Here is a 17372-nt window from a genome sequence, read left to right on the forward strand (position 1 = left end):
TAAATATAATCTCCAGGGATAAAACATCATTGCATTATTTATTTCGTATGTTTTCTATACATATAACAAAAGGTTTCAATTCTTGCTCATCACTCCTTGCAGTCAAGGGCTTTTTATTAATCGGTCTTTGTCGTTTGCCTGTTTTTATGAAGCAATATGTAAACAGCTCCTATAAGACCCGGTAAGGCAATGAGAAAGATGTTGATTATTATAGACGCAGCCAAGGCTTCAGACTTAGCCATACCCATATCGGCAAAGAGATAGATTATTAAAGCATCGGCTGATCCCAGGCCGCTGATAGAAATTGGTATAGCCCGTACAATATTGATAAGCGGGGCTGTTGCAAAAACATACAACGCATCTGCGGCAGGATTGAAAGCGATGCATGCATAGTAATACATCAAATTTGTAAATGCCCATCCTATCAATGAAATCGCCACACATCCCAGCATTGTTGTCGCGTCCATCTGAAATGTCGCCAGTAATTTATCCACATCAAGATCTTTCTTGATTATACGTTTTACCAGTTTTGAGAGAATATTCCAGGGAAGACGCCATGGAATAAAAAGCAACAGGCCCAGTGGAATTGTCAATAGTGATGTGATCCAGACTATCTGGTATGTGCCTATGGCCAATCCGCAAATAATCCCCAGGAGGCACAGCGTAAATAGCGCCACGGCTTTATCGGAAACCGAGGTGGCCAGCATCGCCTCTTTATGCCCATGGGACTGCCAGCCATAATAGCTTCTCGCGATATCCCCCCCACCTCCTGGAATAAAAAGATTGAGGGCCATACCGATAAAGGTTACTCGACTCATGGTACTCATAGGTACATCAATATTCTTTCTTCTTAGAATATAATACCAGCGCCATGCCCGTACAAGAACAGCAGGAAACATGAGAATGAACACGATTACCAGTGCGCCTACTCGTGCATTTTTAAAAACATCTACCAGTACATCAAACTGGATAAATCTTGACAGTGTATAGAAGCATAGAACAGATACCAGGAGCTGCAGAAGATATTCAATCTTTTTCATTATTTCCACCCTGAACGAGAATAATAAATTTTCTACCGGCATGTGTCAACTTTTAAATCTGTGCCACCGGCTATATTCAATCGTCCTCTTTCTCCGCTTTTTGGGGCAAAGCTTTTGAGCTAATTGCTTCACGTATATTAATGATGGCTCGCAGAGCATCAACAGCCAGGTTGCTCAACAATGAGCCGTTTGAAGTATAGAAAATTCCTACGCTTACAAAGTCTGGATGCCAGCGATCAATCCAGCCAACACCTGTCACAAAGCTTATCGTATCAATGCTCTTCTCCTGACAATAATGCTCTATCAATTTGTAAAGGAGCAAAAAGCCCGGGCTGTACTCTGAAAAATCTTCTCGAAAACCGATTTTTAAAAGATGAAGCCTGTTTCTAATAGCTATTCCAAACTGGGCTGCAATTGCCTCGCCATTTAATGTCAGAAGGATAATCCTACATAATCCGAGCTCACCAAAGTGCTGTTTAAAATATTGATAATACCTCAATTTATCTGCCTGTTTTATTATGCTGGTGCCATCATGTCCCTTCCAACCGGAATCTTCCACATGCAGAAAGTAATCAAATGCCGCATTCAGTTCATCACTGTTTTTAAAAATCCTTAATTCAAGCTGCCCTTGCTCCTCAATTTTTCGCATTTTTTTTAACAGCCCTTTGCGAAACTTACTGCTATACCGTTCAATAAATTCCAAAAAGCCACTTTCAAAGTGAAGATACTTCGAATAATGGGTATGACGAAATGATTTATCCATATCCAATGAAACAGCATATCCATTTTCCGGAAGGCATTGCCAGCGCATTAATAGAAAAAAAGGCAATGCTTTTCGGAGTGTCTTTACGGCATCGTTCCAGTAAGGAGATAGTGAAGTACTGGCAATAACATCGTTCACACCCATTTCATTTGGGTAGTATAATTGAACAATTGGAATGTTAAATAATTTTACTTTAATTTTTACCCATTGAAATGAAAGCACTGCAAAAAGAGAACCTTTTAAATCCGAAAGGGATACAAAATATGTATTATCACCACCACTTCGTTGAAGCTCCGCTCCATACCAGGCGGGAAAGTGCAGAAAATGCGTACCCGATTTCCCTGCCAGTTCATTCCAGGCGGCTTCCAGCTTCTCAAATCCTTGCAGTCCCTTATATACTGCTATTTGAATTCCCGAACTAGTCGTTTTTAATAGCGGATTCTGGTTCATATTGTTGCATTATGTCGTAAATATTTTTTACGCATTTTCCGTCCAGCATTTCGATATGATCTGCCTTTATATTATGAATGCGTAATTTTCCTTTGACATACTCCGTAAGCCGATAATCCTGATAAGACCGCATGCCAAATCCGAAATATGTCTCTGTGGCTTTTATCAAAACGCAGTCAATTGCATAAGTATTATTTTCTTTCATGAAAACGCGTGCAGCCCGGTCAAATGCTCTTTCCCTCTCTTTTTGATCATTAACTGCGGATTCAGCAGATTTTCTTATTTCCGGCTTTTGAGAATATATAAATTTGCGAATTTTCCCAAGAAAACGCTTAAACATCTCTGAAGGCCCTTCGATACTAATGCACTTAATTGCGTCCGCTGCTAAACCCCGGCATGAGCGATATATGCTGATATCGGTATAGGAATCAAGCAGATACGTGTTGTGTACAACAACACCCTCCGCGATTAATTTTTTAGCAACTTCGAGACATATAAACCCACCAAAAGACAGTCCTACCAGTGTGAGCGCTTGAGGTCTGCCCTGACGAAGAAGTGCACTTTTGTATGATTCCACCAAAGCATCAAAGGAAAAATCAATACTTTGATTATTGGCTTCTGCATTAAGAAAAGTAACTTCCTCTGATGCGAAGATACCATACACCGGTCTCAGGCCCTGAAAGCATTCAGCCAGTTCGGCGTATATCTGAACTCCGCACATACAAAATATAGGATCACCATGTCTGGCGTTATTCAGCTTAACAACGTTTGATGCCCGCCTTTCTTCTTTACCTATATGACAGCGAATTTGACGAATTGTCGGAGATTCGAAAAATACGGATAACGGGAAATCCAACCCGGTAGCTACTTTCATTTCCTTTATAGCCTGCAAAACCAGGAGAGAATGCCCACCCAAATCGAAAAAATTATCGTCTATACTGATCTTATTTATACAAAGTAAAGAGGCCCATACATACATCAAACTCCGATCGAGGTCATCCCGCGGATCAATAACATAGATGCTTTCGGCCTCCCCCAATCGGTCAACACCTTCCCTTGCCAGAGCTTTTCGGTCAATTTTAAAATTTGCCGTCATTGGAAATAATGTAACATAAATGAAATGCTGCGGTACCATATACTCAGGCAATCGTTGTTTGCAGAAATCACGTAATGTGGTATTTTTGTCAGGTTCGCCCATGTAAAAGGCAATTAAACGAACGTCACCAGCGCTTAATTCAGAGGCGACGACAACACTTTGTTGCACTAAAGAATGTTGTGCTAAAACCTGTTCAATTTCCGATGGTTCTATTCGAAATCCGCGGATTTTAATCTGATTGTCGATGCGGTTGATATACTCAATATTTTCATCAGGCCCCTTTTTAACAAGGTCTCCCGTACGATAAACTCTTTCACCGGATTTCAGCGTTATAAACATTTTATCGGTTAACGTATCATTGTTATAGTAACCGAGAGCAACACCTTCACCTCCTATCAACAATTCTCCCGACGATTTTTCGGAAACAGGTTCCAGTTTTTCGTCAACGATATAAAGCCGGGTATTTTTAATCGGCCTTCCGAGATATACTTTTTTATAACTATCCAATTTAAAACATGTGGACCATACTGTTGTCTCGGTAGGACCATACATGTTCCAGACTTCCTTTGCCGCCCGAAGGAGTGTTGCCTTTAAATCAAGAGGGAAAATTTCTCCACCTATTAAAATTTTTAGCTTGCGCTTAGGTCGCCAGCCATTTTCCAGGATCATGCGCCAGGTCGCGGGTGTTGCCTGCATTACAGTAATATTACGGCTGTCAATAAGCTCACGCAACAAACTTTGCGATATGCTTTCTTCTCTCGTAGCCAAAATCAGATGCGCTCCAACAAATAGAGGCAGAAATATTTCCAGAACATGAATATCAAATGAAATTGTAGTTATCGCTAATAAACAATCATTGTTTGCTAGACCAGGTTCAATGGCCATGGATTCGATAAAATTGAGCAAATTTGCCTGACTCACAGCCACTCCCTTAGGATTCCCCGTTGAACCGGATGTATAGATAATGTAGGCGACGTCATTTTTATCAGCGGTATCACTTGCCAGAGACACGTTATTCGAAACCGTCAACGCTGAAGAGCGTGCAACTAATTCGTTCAAGTTAACAACGGAACCACCAAACTTCGGCACTATTTTGTTATGATCAAATATCGCAATTTTTGCCCGAGAGTTCTCCAGAATACAGGATTGTCTTTGTTGAGGAAAAGCAGGATCGACCGGGACATAAGCGGCTCTTAAAGACCATATGGCCAGCAATAATGGAACCAGTGATTCATTGCGGGAAATCCCCACAGCGACTTTATCACCCGGGTAAATTCCATGACTTTTCAATGCCAGAGCAAACGATTTGGCTTGCCGGGCGACTTCCCCATAGGTATAGGTTAGTGTTTTGCTAGTTAATGCATTCGCTGTTGGGTATTTCGCAACCTGATGATCAAATACATCAAGATAACTTGCACCTTTTAGTGCTTCATTTAGCATAAGAATACTCGACCCAGACTTTTTATAGCAAAGTTTAATTTGTATTGAGAAATTTGTTTAATTACTATTCTTTGTAAAGTTTACTTTATATAATATATTTGGATAATGTTGGAAAGCATTTTTTCCATGTATATACTAATATATTGCAACTAATAAAAACAACAAGTGGCGAATAATAGCCTAAATCGATATTTAATTTATAAAACACCATAAAAATAAATGGATGCAATAAATAGATTCCAAGTGTAAGTTCGGATACTTTTCTAATATTAAAATTTAACTTTAACCAAGGGGGAAGAAACAAGACAGGGAAATACAGTAAAATTGCAATCGTATAAGGAATTCCTACTCCGGATACATTAATATTAATTGCTGCAGTTAAAAATAATACCAGCACCATTACAAAGAATAATAATCTATTAGCAAGCTTGTTAGAAGCCCAATAGCATGCACCAATAAAAACTGCAGGTAAGGCATGGAAATACTGCGCCCAGGGTGCTCCTAAGGAATTGCTATAATCTCTCCATAAAGATACAGATACGAGCGATACAAAAGCAATGAATGCTGCAGAAATCCCGATTGTTGAGATTGCTAATTTACTTTTTATAAAATCAAACAAAATCAATGTAAAAAATATGAAGGGCAGATACCATAAGTGAATATGTGGACCAGCCAGCAAACCAGCTAAAACACCATTACTTATATCCAAAAATGGTTTAGTAGTGATAATATTTAAAAAACCATAAGAAAAAGACCAGAATAACCAGGGGATCAGTAAACGTTTTGAGCGCTGAATTACACTGTGATTATCACCTGAAAGATAAAGTGAAAGGATTATAAAATAAAGAAGGCCTGAATATCCGATATCTCCACCTTTAAGATGGGAATGAAACCAAACAATGCCAAAAGCACTTAAAATTCTAAATAATTCTATATCTTGTCGATAATTCATTGAAAATCCAAAAGAAGTATTCCTCTATTATTAATTAATCCGCTTTTTTATCTTCATTAGCTTCTTTTATATCTGTTCTACTTCCTTCCTTTTGAATTTTTGCTTCAACAGCAGAATACTTCCAGACCCTTGCGGGAACACCCATAGCTGTTGTGTGAGCCGGCACATCAGTAATTACGAGCGAATTGGCAGCAATCGTTGCACCATCACCAATTGTAATATTGCCTAATATTTTAGCCCCTGTGCCAATAAAAACATCATTCCCGATAACAGGCACACCTGGACCAATACTCGTTCCAATAGTGACATCATGTTGAATACCACATCGATCACCAATAACTGTTTGTGGATGTATGTTGATATTCCCTGAATGGATAAGATGAAAATCTTCACCAATCTGAGTTTCACAATATAAACGAATTCCACTGGTTATTAATATTAAAAATAAGTTAAATCCATAAATTTTACGCAAAAACCACCGCAGGGGAGCAAATCTTATCCGCATGACGCTGCGGCCAAAACGAAAATTACATACTGCCCATAAAGCCGGATTTAACAGGGATTTTTCATGCCTTCTATAATCAGCTTTAAATTGATCAAACATTCTATATCCCCTCTTATGATACAGTTTTTAAATTGTGTTTCGGACAATTGAAATGAACAGAACACTCTCAATCTTCATTAAGATTATACGTTCTTTATTCATTGTTCATTTAAAAACATTTGTTGTTTTAATATACATATAATATCTGTCAACGCTCTGCGCTGATTCCTTTTTCAGTAATCAGCGCATTATAAAAGCCTGCCATCCAGAAGAAACCGGAGACAAGCAAGGGAAAACCGATAGCCAACATTATCAGTTTTCGCAGAGGAGGCTGGTAAACCAGATGCCTGATAATTATCCGCCCCATTTTTATAATTGTAATTAAAGGTAAGACTATAAAAAATACAACTCTTTTAACCAGAGACATCGAATTATGATAGCGAATGTAATAAAGATTCTGTCCATTGATATAAATTTTCTTAAGTACCTTTGGAAGAGGGGAATCCTGTTTTTGAAAAGCCAGAACATCGGGGCAAAAAAATAAATGATGGCCCTGCCTTCGCAAGCGTTCTGTCAACTCCGTATCCTGCATCCGCGGGATGTCTTTGAAACCGCCCTCCTGAATAAAGATTTCTCTGTCAAAAAACATGAGCGCGGAACTCAGGTTTTTCCTTTCACATTCAGGACGGCCTCTTTGTGATTCGTGGTTGAAAAAATAATGTTCTATATATGCGGCAAAACTGCTGTTTACACTTGTATCAAGTTCCAGGGCACCGCCAAATATCTGCTTGCCTGCGGTGAAATGATTCCATGCAGCCTGCAAAGAGCCAGGCGCAAGCGCTACATCAGCATCGATAAAAATCAACAAACTACCCCACGCTTCACGGGCTCCAATATTTCTTCCTTCACCTGGATTAAAGCGCTCCTTTTTATAAATATAACGTAGTTTCACGGATGATTCTTTAATACGTTCAACGATTTGTTCTACTAAATTATGCTCAGAGCAATCTACCACAATAATTTCACATTCGACATCAATTTTTTGCTGCACAAGATGCAACAATGTATCCTCGATAGAGTCCTGTGTATTATAGGAAGGTATGATAACAGAAATATTCATGACAAACTGCCTCGATTCAACGACATCATATGGTTATATGCAACGCAAAACGCTCAATCAGAAAATATTTTACGCAAAAGGATTCCTATATTTTCCCAGCTTCTGTTTAAAGACCAGCCAGAAAAAAGGAATATCCCTGACTAAATATCTTCGCCACAATCGGCCAGGTTCCTGCAACATCCTGTACAACCATTCAAGTCCGGCACTGCTCATCCACGAAGGGGCCCTCTCCACAAATCCGGCTTCAAATTCGATGGTAGCGCCAATGCCCATGAATATTTTCACCCCCTTCAACATGGCTTTATAATTGTAAATCCATTTCTCCTGCTTGGGAGCCCCAACCCCAACAGCCAACACCGTCGCCCCTGAAGAGTTAATCATGTCCACTATAACAGCACATTCATCAGGATTTTTTTCAAATCCCATAGACGGGGAATGTGCCCCTATTATAATATCATGGCCAATCCTGCTATTTATATTTTCCATGGCTTTTTCAGGTGCGCCCGGTTTACCGCCAAGAAGAAAAATTTTAATTTCAGGATCATCTTTGTGATACCGACAGAAGGCAGGGAAAAAGTCCGATCCGGAAATTTTTTCGGGAACAGGCGTTCGCAGAAAATATTTCATCACGAAAGCAATCACTTGGCTGTCGAGAACCACATATTCCGCCTCCTGGTATATTCTGTAAAATTCCGGATCTTCCTGGAGGGTCATCATGTGATCCACATTGGGAGTGAGCAGCACCCCTTCTGTCAATTTAAATAACAGTTGATTCATAGAAAGACTATCAATAGTACAGTTCAGTAATTTACATCTCTTAAATTCCATATTTATCCCTGTATAGATATAGTATCAGCATCGATGACAACACGATTTAATAAACTCTAGATTTATCATTTTGCAGTTTCAGTTTCTCAGAAAAACCTATTAATGCGCCTGCTATTAAAATATATACGGGATTAATCATACCGTTTATAAGGGTATCTATCGCGAAAAAGATCACAATAATACTGAGAACCATAGCATCAATGTATGTGTTCTTAAACTTCATAATAATCCATGGCCCTGAAAGCAAAACGGCATAGAGACTTGCAAGTCCTAAAAATCCCCTCACTCCAAAGATTATGATATAATAAGCATCAATCATGCGGACAGCATTTATTCCCGTGAAAGGATCCAATGGCCATGCAAAATCCATCCAGCCCCATCCCAGCAGAGGATGCTCCAGCGCCTTTCTACCGAATACTTCCTCCTGAAACAATCGCACTGAAAGGGATTCAATCCTCTCTGCGTCAAATATTTTTGCCAGATAGTCAATCAGTGTTTCAGTCGGCAACACTCCCGACACCCTTAGAATCAAATATAATGGAATAACCAGAATAATTATTTTTAACATCATTGTTGATTTCAGTATTTTGCATAGATAGTAGCTAAGAATGCCTAATATTATAAATACAAATCCGTTGGCAGATTTACACAGCACCGTTGTTATTAAAAGCAGTAAAACTACCAGGATCATTGGTATTTTATTTATTTCAGTAATCTCCTTTGCCCGAAACAACCAGAATGAAACAGTAAATGTTGCGGCCATCCATAGCGAGACCATTAATCCGTGTGTCATGAAGACAATGGGCCTGAACCCTCCATACCTGATTTGCTGTAAAAAACTGCTGGGGAAAAATCCGTAAACAATGATAGAAAGCTGAGGGCTCATCCTCACTTCAAAAAGCGCAAGGGGAGCATAGATAAGGCCCCCGATTATTATTCCTCCTACCAGATGGCGCAGTGCAACTTTATCCGTAAAAAACATTCTCCCTGCCAGATAAAAAATGCCCCAATCTAATGATGTCTGGACAGCAGCAGCAACAGCATTATAAACACCCAAACCGTTGGCGAAAATAGACAATAAGGGAGATATAATGCAATATGTAATTATCGGAATATCTATCTTCCCCGGCCTGAAGGTTATATCTGAAAATTTTCCTGAAAAAATAATTCCACCGAGCAATGATAGAGCTATTGCCGTATTTTTCTCATATTCTATCATCGGTAAATCATACTCTGTAACTGGTAAAAACAGAACTCCACCAATAACGGAAATCAGAATAGCTTTCTGAATTGTAAATCGCCGGAAGAGAAAAATGGTAAAGGGTATCCATCCCCACATCATCACTGGCACAAGAAAATTCATGCATGTACCAGTTTCATATCATATAATATATAATCAGACAAAGCATACTCTCCATGTTTATCCCCAGCATGGCTGATTGAAGAATCATTCGTGAATGTATTCCAGGTCTTCATCATGTTCAATCAATAAAATATTTGAATCTTCTATAAATAATTTCCGGTATAGGGAAAGTCCGCTCATTCAAAATACCACCAAGAATTTTAACCCCGGCGCTTCTCAGGCGAGGCAGTGAATTTTTAATCATTTGTATCTTCAATTTTCCTTCATCAATGATAATAACCGTCCCATCGCCGCATTCTGCAATTCTGGCGGCTTCCTTCATATTCTTTACTGATGTGGCATCGATTACAATAGCATCGTAGTCTGCCTTTTTAACCTTGACTATTTCCTTTAAATCGATTTTTTTTATGGCATCAACCAGATTCCCGTTAAATTGTTCCACTGGAAACAGATCAATGCCTTCTCCAATGCTAATGACATTTTTGTCCAGGACTTTAATTCTCCCGGTGTTATCATTTCCATTTTCATCTCCTAACTTGTAAATTTCCTGAAAAGAAGGATTATGGAAGTTCGCGTCTATAAGCAGGACTTTATGCTTCATAACATCTGAAAGCAGGTATCCAAGATTAGGTACTATATATTTATGATTATTGCCATATAAAGGAGAAGTAATAACTGCCGCCTTGAGACCCTGTGTTTTTAAAAAAACATAAAACTGCTCAGCCAGCTCTTCATAAAAGTCGGAGTATCTTGTATCAGGACTTTCTTCAGTAATTAAATAATTATCATTCCTTTGCTTCACGGGAATCGAACCGATGCAGGGAACATTAAGATGCACCACAACATCCTGCGGTGACTTTATAGTCCGATCAAAAATAGCGACAACAAAAGCAAGTCCAAAACTTATAAAGAGTGCAGCAAGAAGCCCCACTGATAGAATTTTTCTTTTAGGTTTGCTTACCGGCATATTATCAGATGTTGCCTGCTCAATTATCTTAACACTGGCATTTCCAATGGCCTGGATGTCAGAAAGTGTCTTTCCCGAAAGATTGTTAGTGGCATCTCGTATATTGTCCTTTATTTGAACCACCGTTGGATGAAATTCGCCATACCTGATAGTAATTTCAGCAAGCTGCTGCATTTGATCGAATATGGTATAAGATCTACTGATAACATTCGCCGTTTCGATGGCTTCTTCGGGGGTAAAAGCAGTGACGTTGACAACAATGATATCTGTACCTGGCAACAGACTGACCTTCAACCTTGATTTGAGGCTTTCTATAGCGCCCTGCAGTTTCATCTCCTCCTTCATTTCCTGTGAAAGCTGTTTTATTCCCTTTTTCACTTGTTTTTTGGCCTTTTCCATCCTGTACTCTATGACCATTTTCTTCAACTCAGAACAGTATTGAGTTTCATAATCGGCTGGGCGATTATGCAGATCAAGTGCGATAACCGCCCGCTTTAGAACAGGATATGACTGAACAATTTGAGCCTGCGTTGATCGTATGGCGTATGAACCGATTGGTGTATAGGTGTCTGCCGCTGTAATGCTTTGACCACGAATCAGCATTTTCACGTTGGCATCATACACTGGTGTGATAAATTGAATGCCAATCATTGTAAAGATCATATTTATAATAAAGGCGATCACAATTATCATTTTATGCCTGAAGATAATATCTACTATACCTTTTACACTTAGATCAAAGGGACTCGTTTTTTTTTCCATTTTTTACCACTCAGATATTTAATAGTTAAGGTAAAACTATTTATTTTATAATCTTATAATAAACTACTTACTTTTTTAAATTATCAAAAAGGTGCAAATTTCCACCAATATTTTTCTATCAATCAATTACCCGGATTAATGAGGAAGAATAATAGACGATCTGCGATATATCTTCTTCCCATCTCATTCAGATGACCGCCATCGTCGGTATATACGGGAACAAGTTCATAAAATATTTTGTTATCCATAGCGAATGACTGCCGTCTGCCACCGGGAGCGGTTGATTCATATTGGGCGAGATCAAAAACATTCTTTTCGCCGTAATAATTTTTTAAAAGCTCATTATATCTGGCACGTTTAATATTTGATGCATTCTGCCATTGCTGTGTGGTTTTACGTCCCATAAGGCCCTTGATTACATCCTTGATTTTTCCCTTTAGCCCTGAATTTACGGTCAGGGGAACTGTCATGTGTATGAATGTAGTTTTTTGGTATTTTTTAATCAAGGCATCCGTACAATTCCTGTAATGCTTGAAAATTTCATCGACATTGCTTTCATCAGTAATATCGACATAACAGAATTTCATGAAGGCTATATCAAGACCTGTCTTGAAGTCATTGTTGATAATTTTTACAAAATCATCTACTTTTAACTTCGGGTTCCTGTTTTCACCTATTTGTGAATGGGCAAAGAAGGCTTGCATTTTGTCATTAATATGATTTTTTTCAATAATGTTCAATTCAATCATGGAATTTTCTTTCATTATATCATTAATACCTTTAATGATATTGTAACCGACAGACATGTGCCCCCAGTAGATTTTTTTATCTTTCAATTTCTGTAACTGCTCCGCACTCACGGTCTGAAGGAGACTTGCATTACCCGCCTTTTTCATTACCTTTTCCTCGCCGCCGCATGAAATCATAATTGAAAGTATACATAAGAATGGTAGCAGACAATAATTTTTCATACTGAACCTCTATAATCTTTCATCATTACCCGTTTTACTTCTTACCTGAGTCGAGGATATCCGTACAAAAATAAAATCATCTCCCCTCTCCAGCAAATACAACCTTTACAGTCTTCCAGAGAATCTCGAAATCGAGCCAGAGCGACCAGTTATCGATATACTGTAAATCCATTTCCATCCACTTGTTGAAGCTGACGTCATTGCGGTTCGGCGAGATCTGCCACAGGCAGGTAAGTCCCGGCTTCATGCTGAGGCGCCGCCGCTGCCACACGTCGTACTGCTCCACTTCGGACGGGATGGGTGGTCGGGGACCCACAAGGCTCATCTCACCTTTCAGTATGTTAAAAAACTGTGGCAGTTCATCCAGGCTTGTCTTGCGAAGAAATGTGCCGATAAAAGGAATTATACGCGGGTCTTTCTTGATTTTAAAAGCCGGGCCATCGACCTCGTTTTTTTCCTTTAACTGTACCAGAAGCTCTTCGGCATTTGGCACCATGGTCCTGAACTTATACACATTAAAAGTCCTGCCATTGAGACCCAGGCGCTGCTGACTAAAAAGTACTTTCCCGCCGGGAGAAACGATTTTTATAAGCAACGATATAAGGATAAGCAACGGTGAAATTATAAGGAGTCCAAAAGCCGATGCGGAAAAATCAATAAAAGATTTTAAAAGCAGATCACGATGTTTCGACGTGGTTGCCGTAATAAGCATAGTGGGAATACCGTGAAAATCATCGAAAAATATCTTTGCGATGCCCGGTTGATACAACACTGAATAGATATGCCAGTCCGGGAAAATACGGACCTTTACGCCAATCATCTCGATGAGGAGCATGTAGACCTGCACGGACTCGATATCCTTCAAAGGCATGGCAAAAATTACTTCGTCAATGACATGTTTAAGCATAATTCCCTTCAGGTCATCCATAGTTCCGATGATTTTCACACCGTCTTTTACTTCCAAGCCTACTTTATCGATATGTGTATCCAGACATCCGATTATGTTATATCCTTTTCTGGAAGAATTGATAAGACCAATAGCACCCTCGGCTCTGCGCTTACTTCCCACAATGAGTATATTATGAAAATTATGTCTGTTTTGCCCATACTTTCTGAGAATGACGAGAATGAGACGTTTGCTTATGAGGAGAAAAATTGTATTGGTACTATAGAAAATACCCAGGAGCAGCCTGCTCACTTCCTTCATGTTAAAAAGAAAAAGGACCGAAATAACAACTATCATACCCACGCTGGTGGTCTTGATAATATCCTTGACGATTTCCAGGTAGCTCTTCTCGGAAAAACCGGCATAGACATTAAACAGGGCAAAAACTATAATCCAGATAATGATGATCAGTAGGAGCACAATATAATAATTCGGTGTAATATTCAGCCCGGCAATCCCCCCCGAGGGCAGAACAAACTTCCGCAGATAATAGGCGCTTAAAAAAGAAGCTATGGTAATAATCATGTCAAGGAAGAGATGCATCCTGACAATGAGACGTTCTTTTTTTCTGATATCTTCGAGCATCAATCACCAATCATTAATGTTTTTATTAAATTAAAAAAGGCTAAACATTACAGGGCTGTTATTATTAATATCTACAGTTTAAATATCTTCCCTTCGGCAGCTATCCCCTTTGTTGCATTGCGAAGGTCTACAAGAAGCTTTGACTTGTCAACAATCCGCTTCATATCAAATACCTTATGCGGTGTAACAATGACCACACAATCGACTTCCTCCAAAAGTTTATCAGTGAGTTCAACACTGGAAAACGATCTTCCTTCTTCAGTAACAATTTCAGGAATGTAGGGATCATGATACATTACCTCGCCCATTTTACGTACTGTTTCATCGATTATCTTCAGAGCCGCACTCTCACGTTCATCATTAATGTCCGCCTTATAGGCAACACCGAGAAACAAAATCTTTGAACCGTTTACTGCCTTTTTATGCCTGTTGAGAGCGAAATTGATCTTCACAAACATTCTATGGGGCATGATATCATCAATAGTGCCTGCGGCGTTTATCATGGAAAGATTGAAACGATAATTCTTTGCGATATACTCCAGATAAAAGGGGTCAAGAGGTATACAGTGCCCTCCGATGCCAGGACCGGGATAGAAGGGTTGAAAACCAAAGGGCTTGGTTTTTGCCGCGTCTATTACTTCCCAGATATCTATGTCCATACGGCCTGCAAGAAGTGCAAGCTCATTTATCAAACTAATATTGACCAGCCGATAGGTATTCTCCAGGATTTTTACCATTTCCGCGGCTCGTGGAGAACTGACGGGATAAACCTGGCTTATTACTTTTTCATATAACAGCTTACCTATCTCCACTGCATCAGCCCCTATACCACCCAGAACCTTAGGTGTGTTTTCAGTCTTGTACAAATGATTGCCCGGATCAACGCGTTCCGGTGAAAAGGCAAGCCAGAAATCCTTCTCACATATGAGGCCCGATTCCTTTTCAATAATCGGCCTCATGACATTTTCCGTGGTGGTGGGATAGGTGGTACTCTCAAGGGAGACAAAAACCCCCTTCTTTATATTCTTTCCAATTTCATGACAGGAATTTTCGATATAAGACATGTCGGGTTTTTTAAATCTATCGAGAGGCGTGGGAACACATATGATCAGTGCGTCACATTCCTTTATCCGGGCAAAATTCGTTGTGGCTGAGAGGAGTTCTTTATCCACGACTGCCTTTAAATCATTGTCATCGACATCGCCGATGTAATTTTCACCTTTATTGACCTTTTGCGCCTTTTTTTCCGATTTTTCAAAACCGAGAACCTGTATACCTTTTTTAGCGAATACAACTGCCAGTGGAAGTCCCACATAGCCGAGTCCCAGGATTCCCACAATTTCTTTATTTTCGTTTATTCGTTGAATCAGTGCTTCTTTTGATGACATCACGCTTTTAACCTCTTTAGTGATCCCGAATTATAATGCATCAAGCGGTTTATTATTTTTCAAGTCAAATATGCTGGTGAAAATACTATTCATGAATTTTATTATAGGCTGCAAGTTAATATGATACTCCATAGTAATAGCAAAAAGTAATGGTTTGCCGGATTACGTCAAGATCAATTTAGAGATTTCAGAGGAACATTTGAAATAAAGATACCCTGAAATCGGGCCATTTTATGGTCCTGATGGAGTTACTTACTTCAGAAATGTATTCATAATTTCTCGCAGGAAGAACGCAAAGAGCACAAAGTTGTGAGAGAAACAGACTGATTTACCAGGATATATGCAGGGATGTACATAAAAAAAGCCAGGGTGTGTTTCACCGCAGATATAAATATGTCCTTTAAAATGTTTTTTTTAAAGGACCGGTAAAATACAACAGATAGTGTCCCTGCCTGGCAATAGAAAACTCTCATCCCTCTTCGCGCCCTTCGCGCTCTTCCTGTTATATCTCTTCAAAAAAGTCATCGCTCAATTCGACCCTCCGTGGCATATTCCCCCACAACATCCAGTACAGATTCAATAACATACCCCACCTCATCATCGCTCATACCGTAATAAATAGGCAGCGACACGGTTCGTTCAAATACATACCGACTTCCCGGGAAATCCTCAATCCGGTATCCCAGGTCCCCGTAATGTGAAAACACGGGCAGGGGAATGAAATGCATGCTGGTACCGATTCCTCGTTCTTTCAGTTCCTCGATAACCCGATCCCGGCTAATAGACAAAACATCGATATCAAGCTTCAGCGGATACAGATGCCAGGCGCAATCACGATCGTTTTTCACTGTATAGGGAATCAGTCCTTTTTTTTCGCTGAAAGCCGTGGTGTAGAGTTCCGCTATCCTGCTCCTCCCCTCTTTCATCATTTCCGCTTTCTTCAGCTGTTCAAGTCCCATGGCTGCGGCCGGGTCTGTCATGTTGTATTTATATCCCGTTTCGATGACATCGTAACGCCAGGTTCCCTCGTCGGTATAGCGCTTCCAGGCGTCGCGGGAGATGCCGTGGAGACGCAGGACCCGCATGCGCTCGGCCCACTCTTCATTGGCGGTCACGGCCATGCCGCCCTCACCCGTAGTGATAGTCTTCGTGGCATAGAAACTGTAACAGGTGATGTGACCGATAGAACCGACTCTGCGGTCTTTGTATAAAGCCGGAAATGAATGAGCAGCGTCTTCTATCACTGTCAGGTTATGCTTCCCGGCCAGGTCCATGATCTCATCCATGTCCGCGGGCTGACCGGCGAAATGAACCGGGATAATGGCCCTGGTTCTACCGCTAATTTTTCTTTCGATTGTTGACACGTCCATGTTGTGCGTATCGCCTTCGATGTCGACAAGCACCGGCACGGCATCGAAATAGCGCACTACCTCGGCCGTGGCCACGAAGGTCATGGCAGGAATAATAACCTCATCACCGGGCTTCAGATCGATGCACTTCAATGCCAGATGCAGTGCAGCCGTGCAGGAATTGACGGCCACGGCATGGGGGGCGCCCACGGCCCGGGCAAACTGTTTTTCGAATTCAACGGTTTTCGGTCCCATGGTGAGCCAGCCCTGGCGCATGGAGTCGGCAACGGCGTTGATCTCATCTTCGGTGATGTACGGTTTATGGAAGGGGATTTTTAAGGTCATATTTGTCATAGCCCTCTACGACCATGCATGATATGAATCTGCTGCTATCAAAATAATATAAAGCCACAGAGACACAGAGGCACGGAGAATTATAGTATTATTCTTTTTATTCCATTCTTGAGGACCGGTGTATTGAAGTTTATTAATAACCCCAATCTTTTACCAGAAACTTTTAAATATGTTAGAAGCTGAACCTCAAAAACCGGATCTATTCTGTCTACCGCTTTGAGTTCTATGATTATTTCATTTTCCACAAGAATATCAAGACGGTAAACACCCAGTTGTAAATCTTTATAAACAATCGGCATCTCTACCTGTTTTTCATATTTGATATTGCTCACTTTAAATTCATAACATAGCGCATTTTCATAAATAGATTCCAGAAGACCCGGCCCCAGAATTTTATGAACTTCAATTGCACAAGAAATTATTTTTTCTGTTATTTTATTTAAATTTTCAATAC

The 17372-nt window shown here is 40.1% G+C and carries 14 protein-coding genes; all 14 read right to left on the reverse strand.

Annotated elements, in window-relative coordinates:
• Nucleotides 1–116: 116 nt before the first annotated feature.
• The 14 genes from CVV44_05565 to CVV44_05630 all read right to left on the reverse strand — a co-directional run bounded on the left by CVV44_05565 (nt 117) and on the right by CVV44_05630 (nt 17370).
• Nucleotides 117–1082 carry a hypothetical protein gene (locus CVV44_05565; GenBank protein PKL39690.1) on the reverse strand — a complete coding sequence of 322 codons (966 nt, stop codon included), beginning with the start codon at nt 1080–1082 and terminating at the stop codon, nt 117–119.
• Nucleotides 1083–1116: 34 nt separating this feature from the next.
• Nucleotides 1117–2253, reverse strand: a complete 1137-nt coding sequence (locus CVV44_05570; GenBank protein PKL39691.1) for a hypothetical protein — start codon at nt 2251–2253, stop codon at nt 1117–1119.
• Nucleotides 2222–4789, reverse strand: coding sequence for a hypothetical protein (locus tag CVV44_05575; GenBank protein ID PKL39692.1), 2568 nt, complete (start codon nt 4787–4789; stop codon nt 2222–2224). Before CVV44_05575 ends, CVV44_05570 begins: the two co-directional genes overlap by 32 nt.
• An 85-nt stretch (nt 4790–4874) precedes the next feature.
• Entirely contained in the window at nt 4875–5741 is an 867-nt protein-coding gene (locus CVV44_05580; protein PKL39693.1) for a hypothetical protein, read from the reverse strand.
• A gap of 34 nt (nt 5742–5775) precedes the next feature.
• Nucleotides 5776–6345, reverse strand: a complete 570-nt coding sequence (locus CVV44_05585) for a serine acetyltransferase (GenBank protein ID PKL39694.1) — start codon at nt 6343–6345, stop codon at nt 5776–5778.
• A 148-nt stretch (nt 6346–6493) separates the two neighbouring features.
• Nucleotides 6494–7405 carry a glycosyl transferase family 2 gene (locus CVV44_05590; protein ID PKL39695.1) on the reverse strand — a complete coding sequence of 304 codons (912 nt, stop codon included), beginning with the start codon at nt 7403–7405 and terminating at the stop codon, nt 6494–6496.
• Between the two features lie 69 nt (nt 7406–7474).
• A complete protein-coding gene (locus CVV44_05595; protein PKL39696.1) occupies nt 7475–8233 on the reverse strand; it encodes a glycosyltransferase in 759 nt (252 codons plus the stop codon).
• A gap of 46 nt (nt 8234–8279) precedes the next feature.
• Nucleotides 8280–9596, reverse strand: coding sequence for a hypothetical protein (locus tag CVV44_05600; GenBank protein ID PKL39697.1), 1317 nt, complete (start codon nt 9594–9596; stop codon nt 8280–8282).
• A gap of 118 nt (nt 9597–9714) precedes the next feature.
• A complete protein-coding gene (locus CVV44_05605) occupies nt 9715–11325 on the reverse strand; it encodes a hypothetical protein (GenBank protein PKL39698.1) in 1611 nt (536 codons plus the stop codon).
• Nucleotides 11326–11447: 122 nt separating this feature from the next.
• Nucleotides 11448–12221 carry a hypothetical protein gene (locus CVV44_05610; protein ID PKL39699.1) on the reverse strand — a complete coding sequence of 258 codons (774 nt, stop codon included), beginning with the start codon at nt 12219–12221 and terminating at the stop codon, nt 11448–11450.
• Between the two features lie 151 nt (nt 12222–12372).
• On the reverse strand, nt 12373–13785 hold the full coding sequence (locus tag CVV44_05615; GenBank protein ID PKL40125.1) for a sugar transferase: 1413 nt from the start codon (nt 13783–13785) through the stop codon (nt 12373–12375).
• Nucleotides 13786–13898: 113 nt separating this feature from the next.
• Nucleotides 13899–15215, reverse strand: a complete 1317-nt coding sequence (locus CVV44_05620) for a UDP-N-acetyl-D-glucosamine dehydrogenase (protein PKL39700.1) — start codon at nt 15213–15215, stop codon at nt 13899–13901.
• A 521-nt stretch (nt 15216–15736) separates the two neighbouring features.
• Nucleotides 15737–16918 carry a UDP-4-amino-4,6-dideoxy-N-acetyl-beta-L-altrosamine transaminase gene (locus tag CVV44_05625; protein PKL39701.1) on the reverse strand — a complete coding sequence of 394 codons (1182 nt, stop codon included), beginning with the start codon at nt 16916–16918 and terminating at the stop codon, nt 15737–15739.
• 80 nt (nt 16919–16998) lie between these two features.
• A complete protein-coding gene (locus CVV44_05630; GenBank protein ID PKL40126.1) occupies nt 16999–17370 on the reverse strand; it encodes a GxxExxY protein in 372 nt (123 codons plus the stop codon).
• Nucleotides 17371–17372: the final 2 nt, after the last annotated feature.

It is taken from the genome of Spirochaetae bacterium HGW-Spirochaetae-1 (genome assembly GCA_002839375.1).
GTDB lineage: Bacteria > Spirochaetota > UBA4802 > UBA4802 > UBA5550 > PGXY01.

Bases quoted from the DNA above. Each gene is read 5' to 3' on its own strand.
- CVV44_05565 (PKL39690.1), bottom strand. From the start codon at position 1,082: ATGCCGGTAGAAAATTTATTATTCTCGTTCAGGGTGGAAATAATGAAA.
- CVV44_05570 (PKL39691.1), bottom strand. From the start codon at position 2,253: ATGAACCAGAATCCGCTATTAAAAACGACTAGTTCGGGAATTCAAATA.
- CVV44_05575 (PKL39692.1), bottom strand. From the start codon at position 4,789: ATGCTAAATGAAGCACTAAAAGGTGCAAGTTATCTTGATGTATTTGAT.
- CVV44_05580 (PKL39693.1), bottom strand. From the start codon at position 5,741: ATGAATTATCGACAAGATATAGAATTATTTAGAATTTTAAGTGCTTTT.
- CVV44_05585 (PKL39694.1), bottom strand. From the start codon at position 6,345: ATGTTTGATCAATTTAAAGCTGATTATAGAAGGCATGAAAAATCCCTG.
- CVV44_05590 (PKL39695.1), bottom strand. From the start codon at position 7,405: ATGAATATTTCTGTTATCATACCTTCCTATAATACACAGGACTCTATC.
- CVV44_05595 (PKL39696.1), bottom strand. From the start codon at position 8,233: ATGGAATTTAAGAGATGTAAATTACTGAACTGTACTATTGATAGTCTT.
- CVV44_05600 (PKL39697.1), bottom strand. From the start codon at position 9,596: ATGAATTTTCTTGTGCCAGTGATGATGTGGGGATGGATACCCTTTACC.
- CVV44_05605 (PKL39698.1), bottom strand. From the start codon at position 11,325: ATGGAAAAAAAAACGAGTCCCTTTGATCTAAGTGTAAAAGGTATAGTA.
- CVV44_05610 (PKL39699.1), bottom strand. From the start codon at position 12,221: ATGAAAAAGGCGGGTAATGCAAGTCTCCTTCAGACCGTGAGTGCGGAG.
- CVV44_05615 (PKL40125.1), bottom strand. From the start codon at position 13,785: ATGCATCTCTTCCTTGACATGATTATTACCATAGCTTCTTTTTTAAGC.
- CVV44_05620 (PKL39700.1), bottom strand. From the start codon at position 15,215: ATGTCATCAAAAGAAGCACTGATTCAACGAATAAACGAAAATAAAGAA.
- CVV44_05625 (PKL39701.1), bottom strand. From the start codon at position 16,918: ATGACAAATATGACCTTAAAAATCCCCTTCCATAAACCGTACATCACC.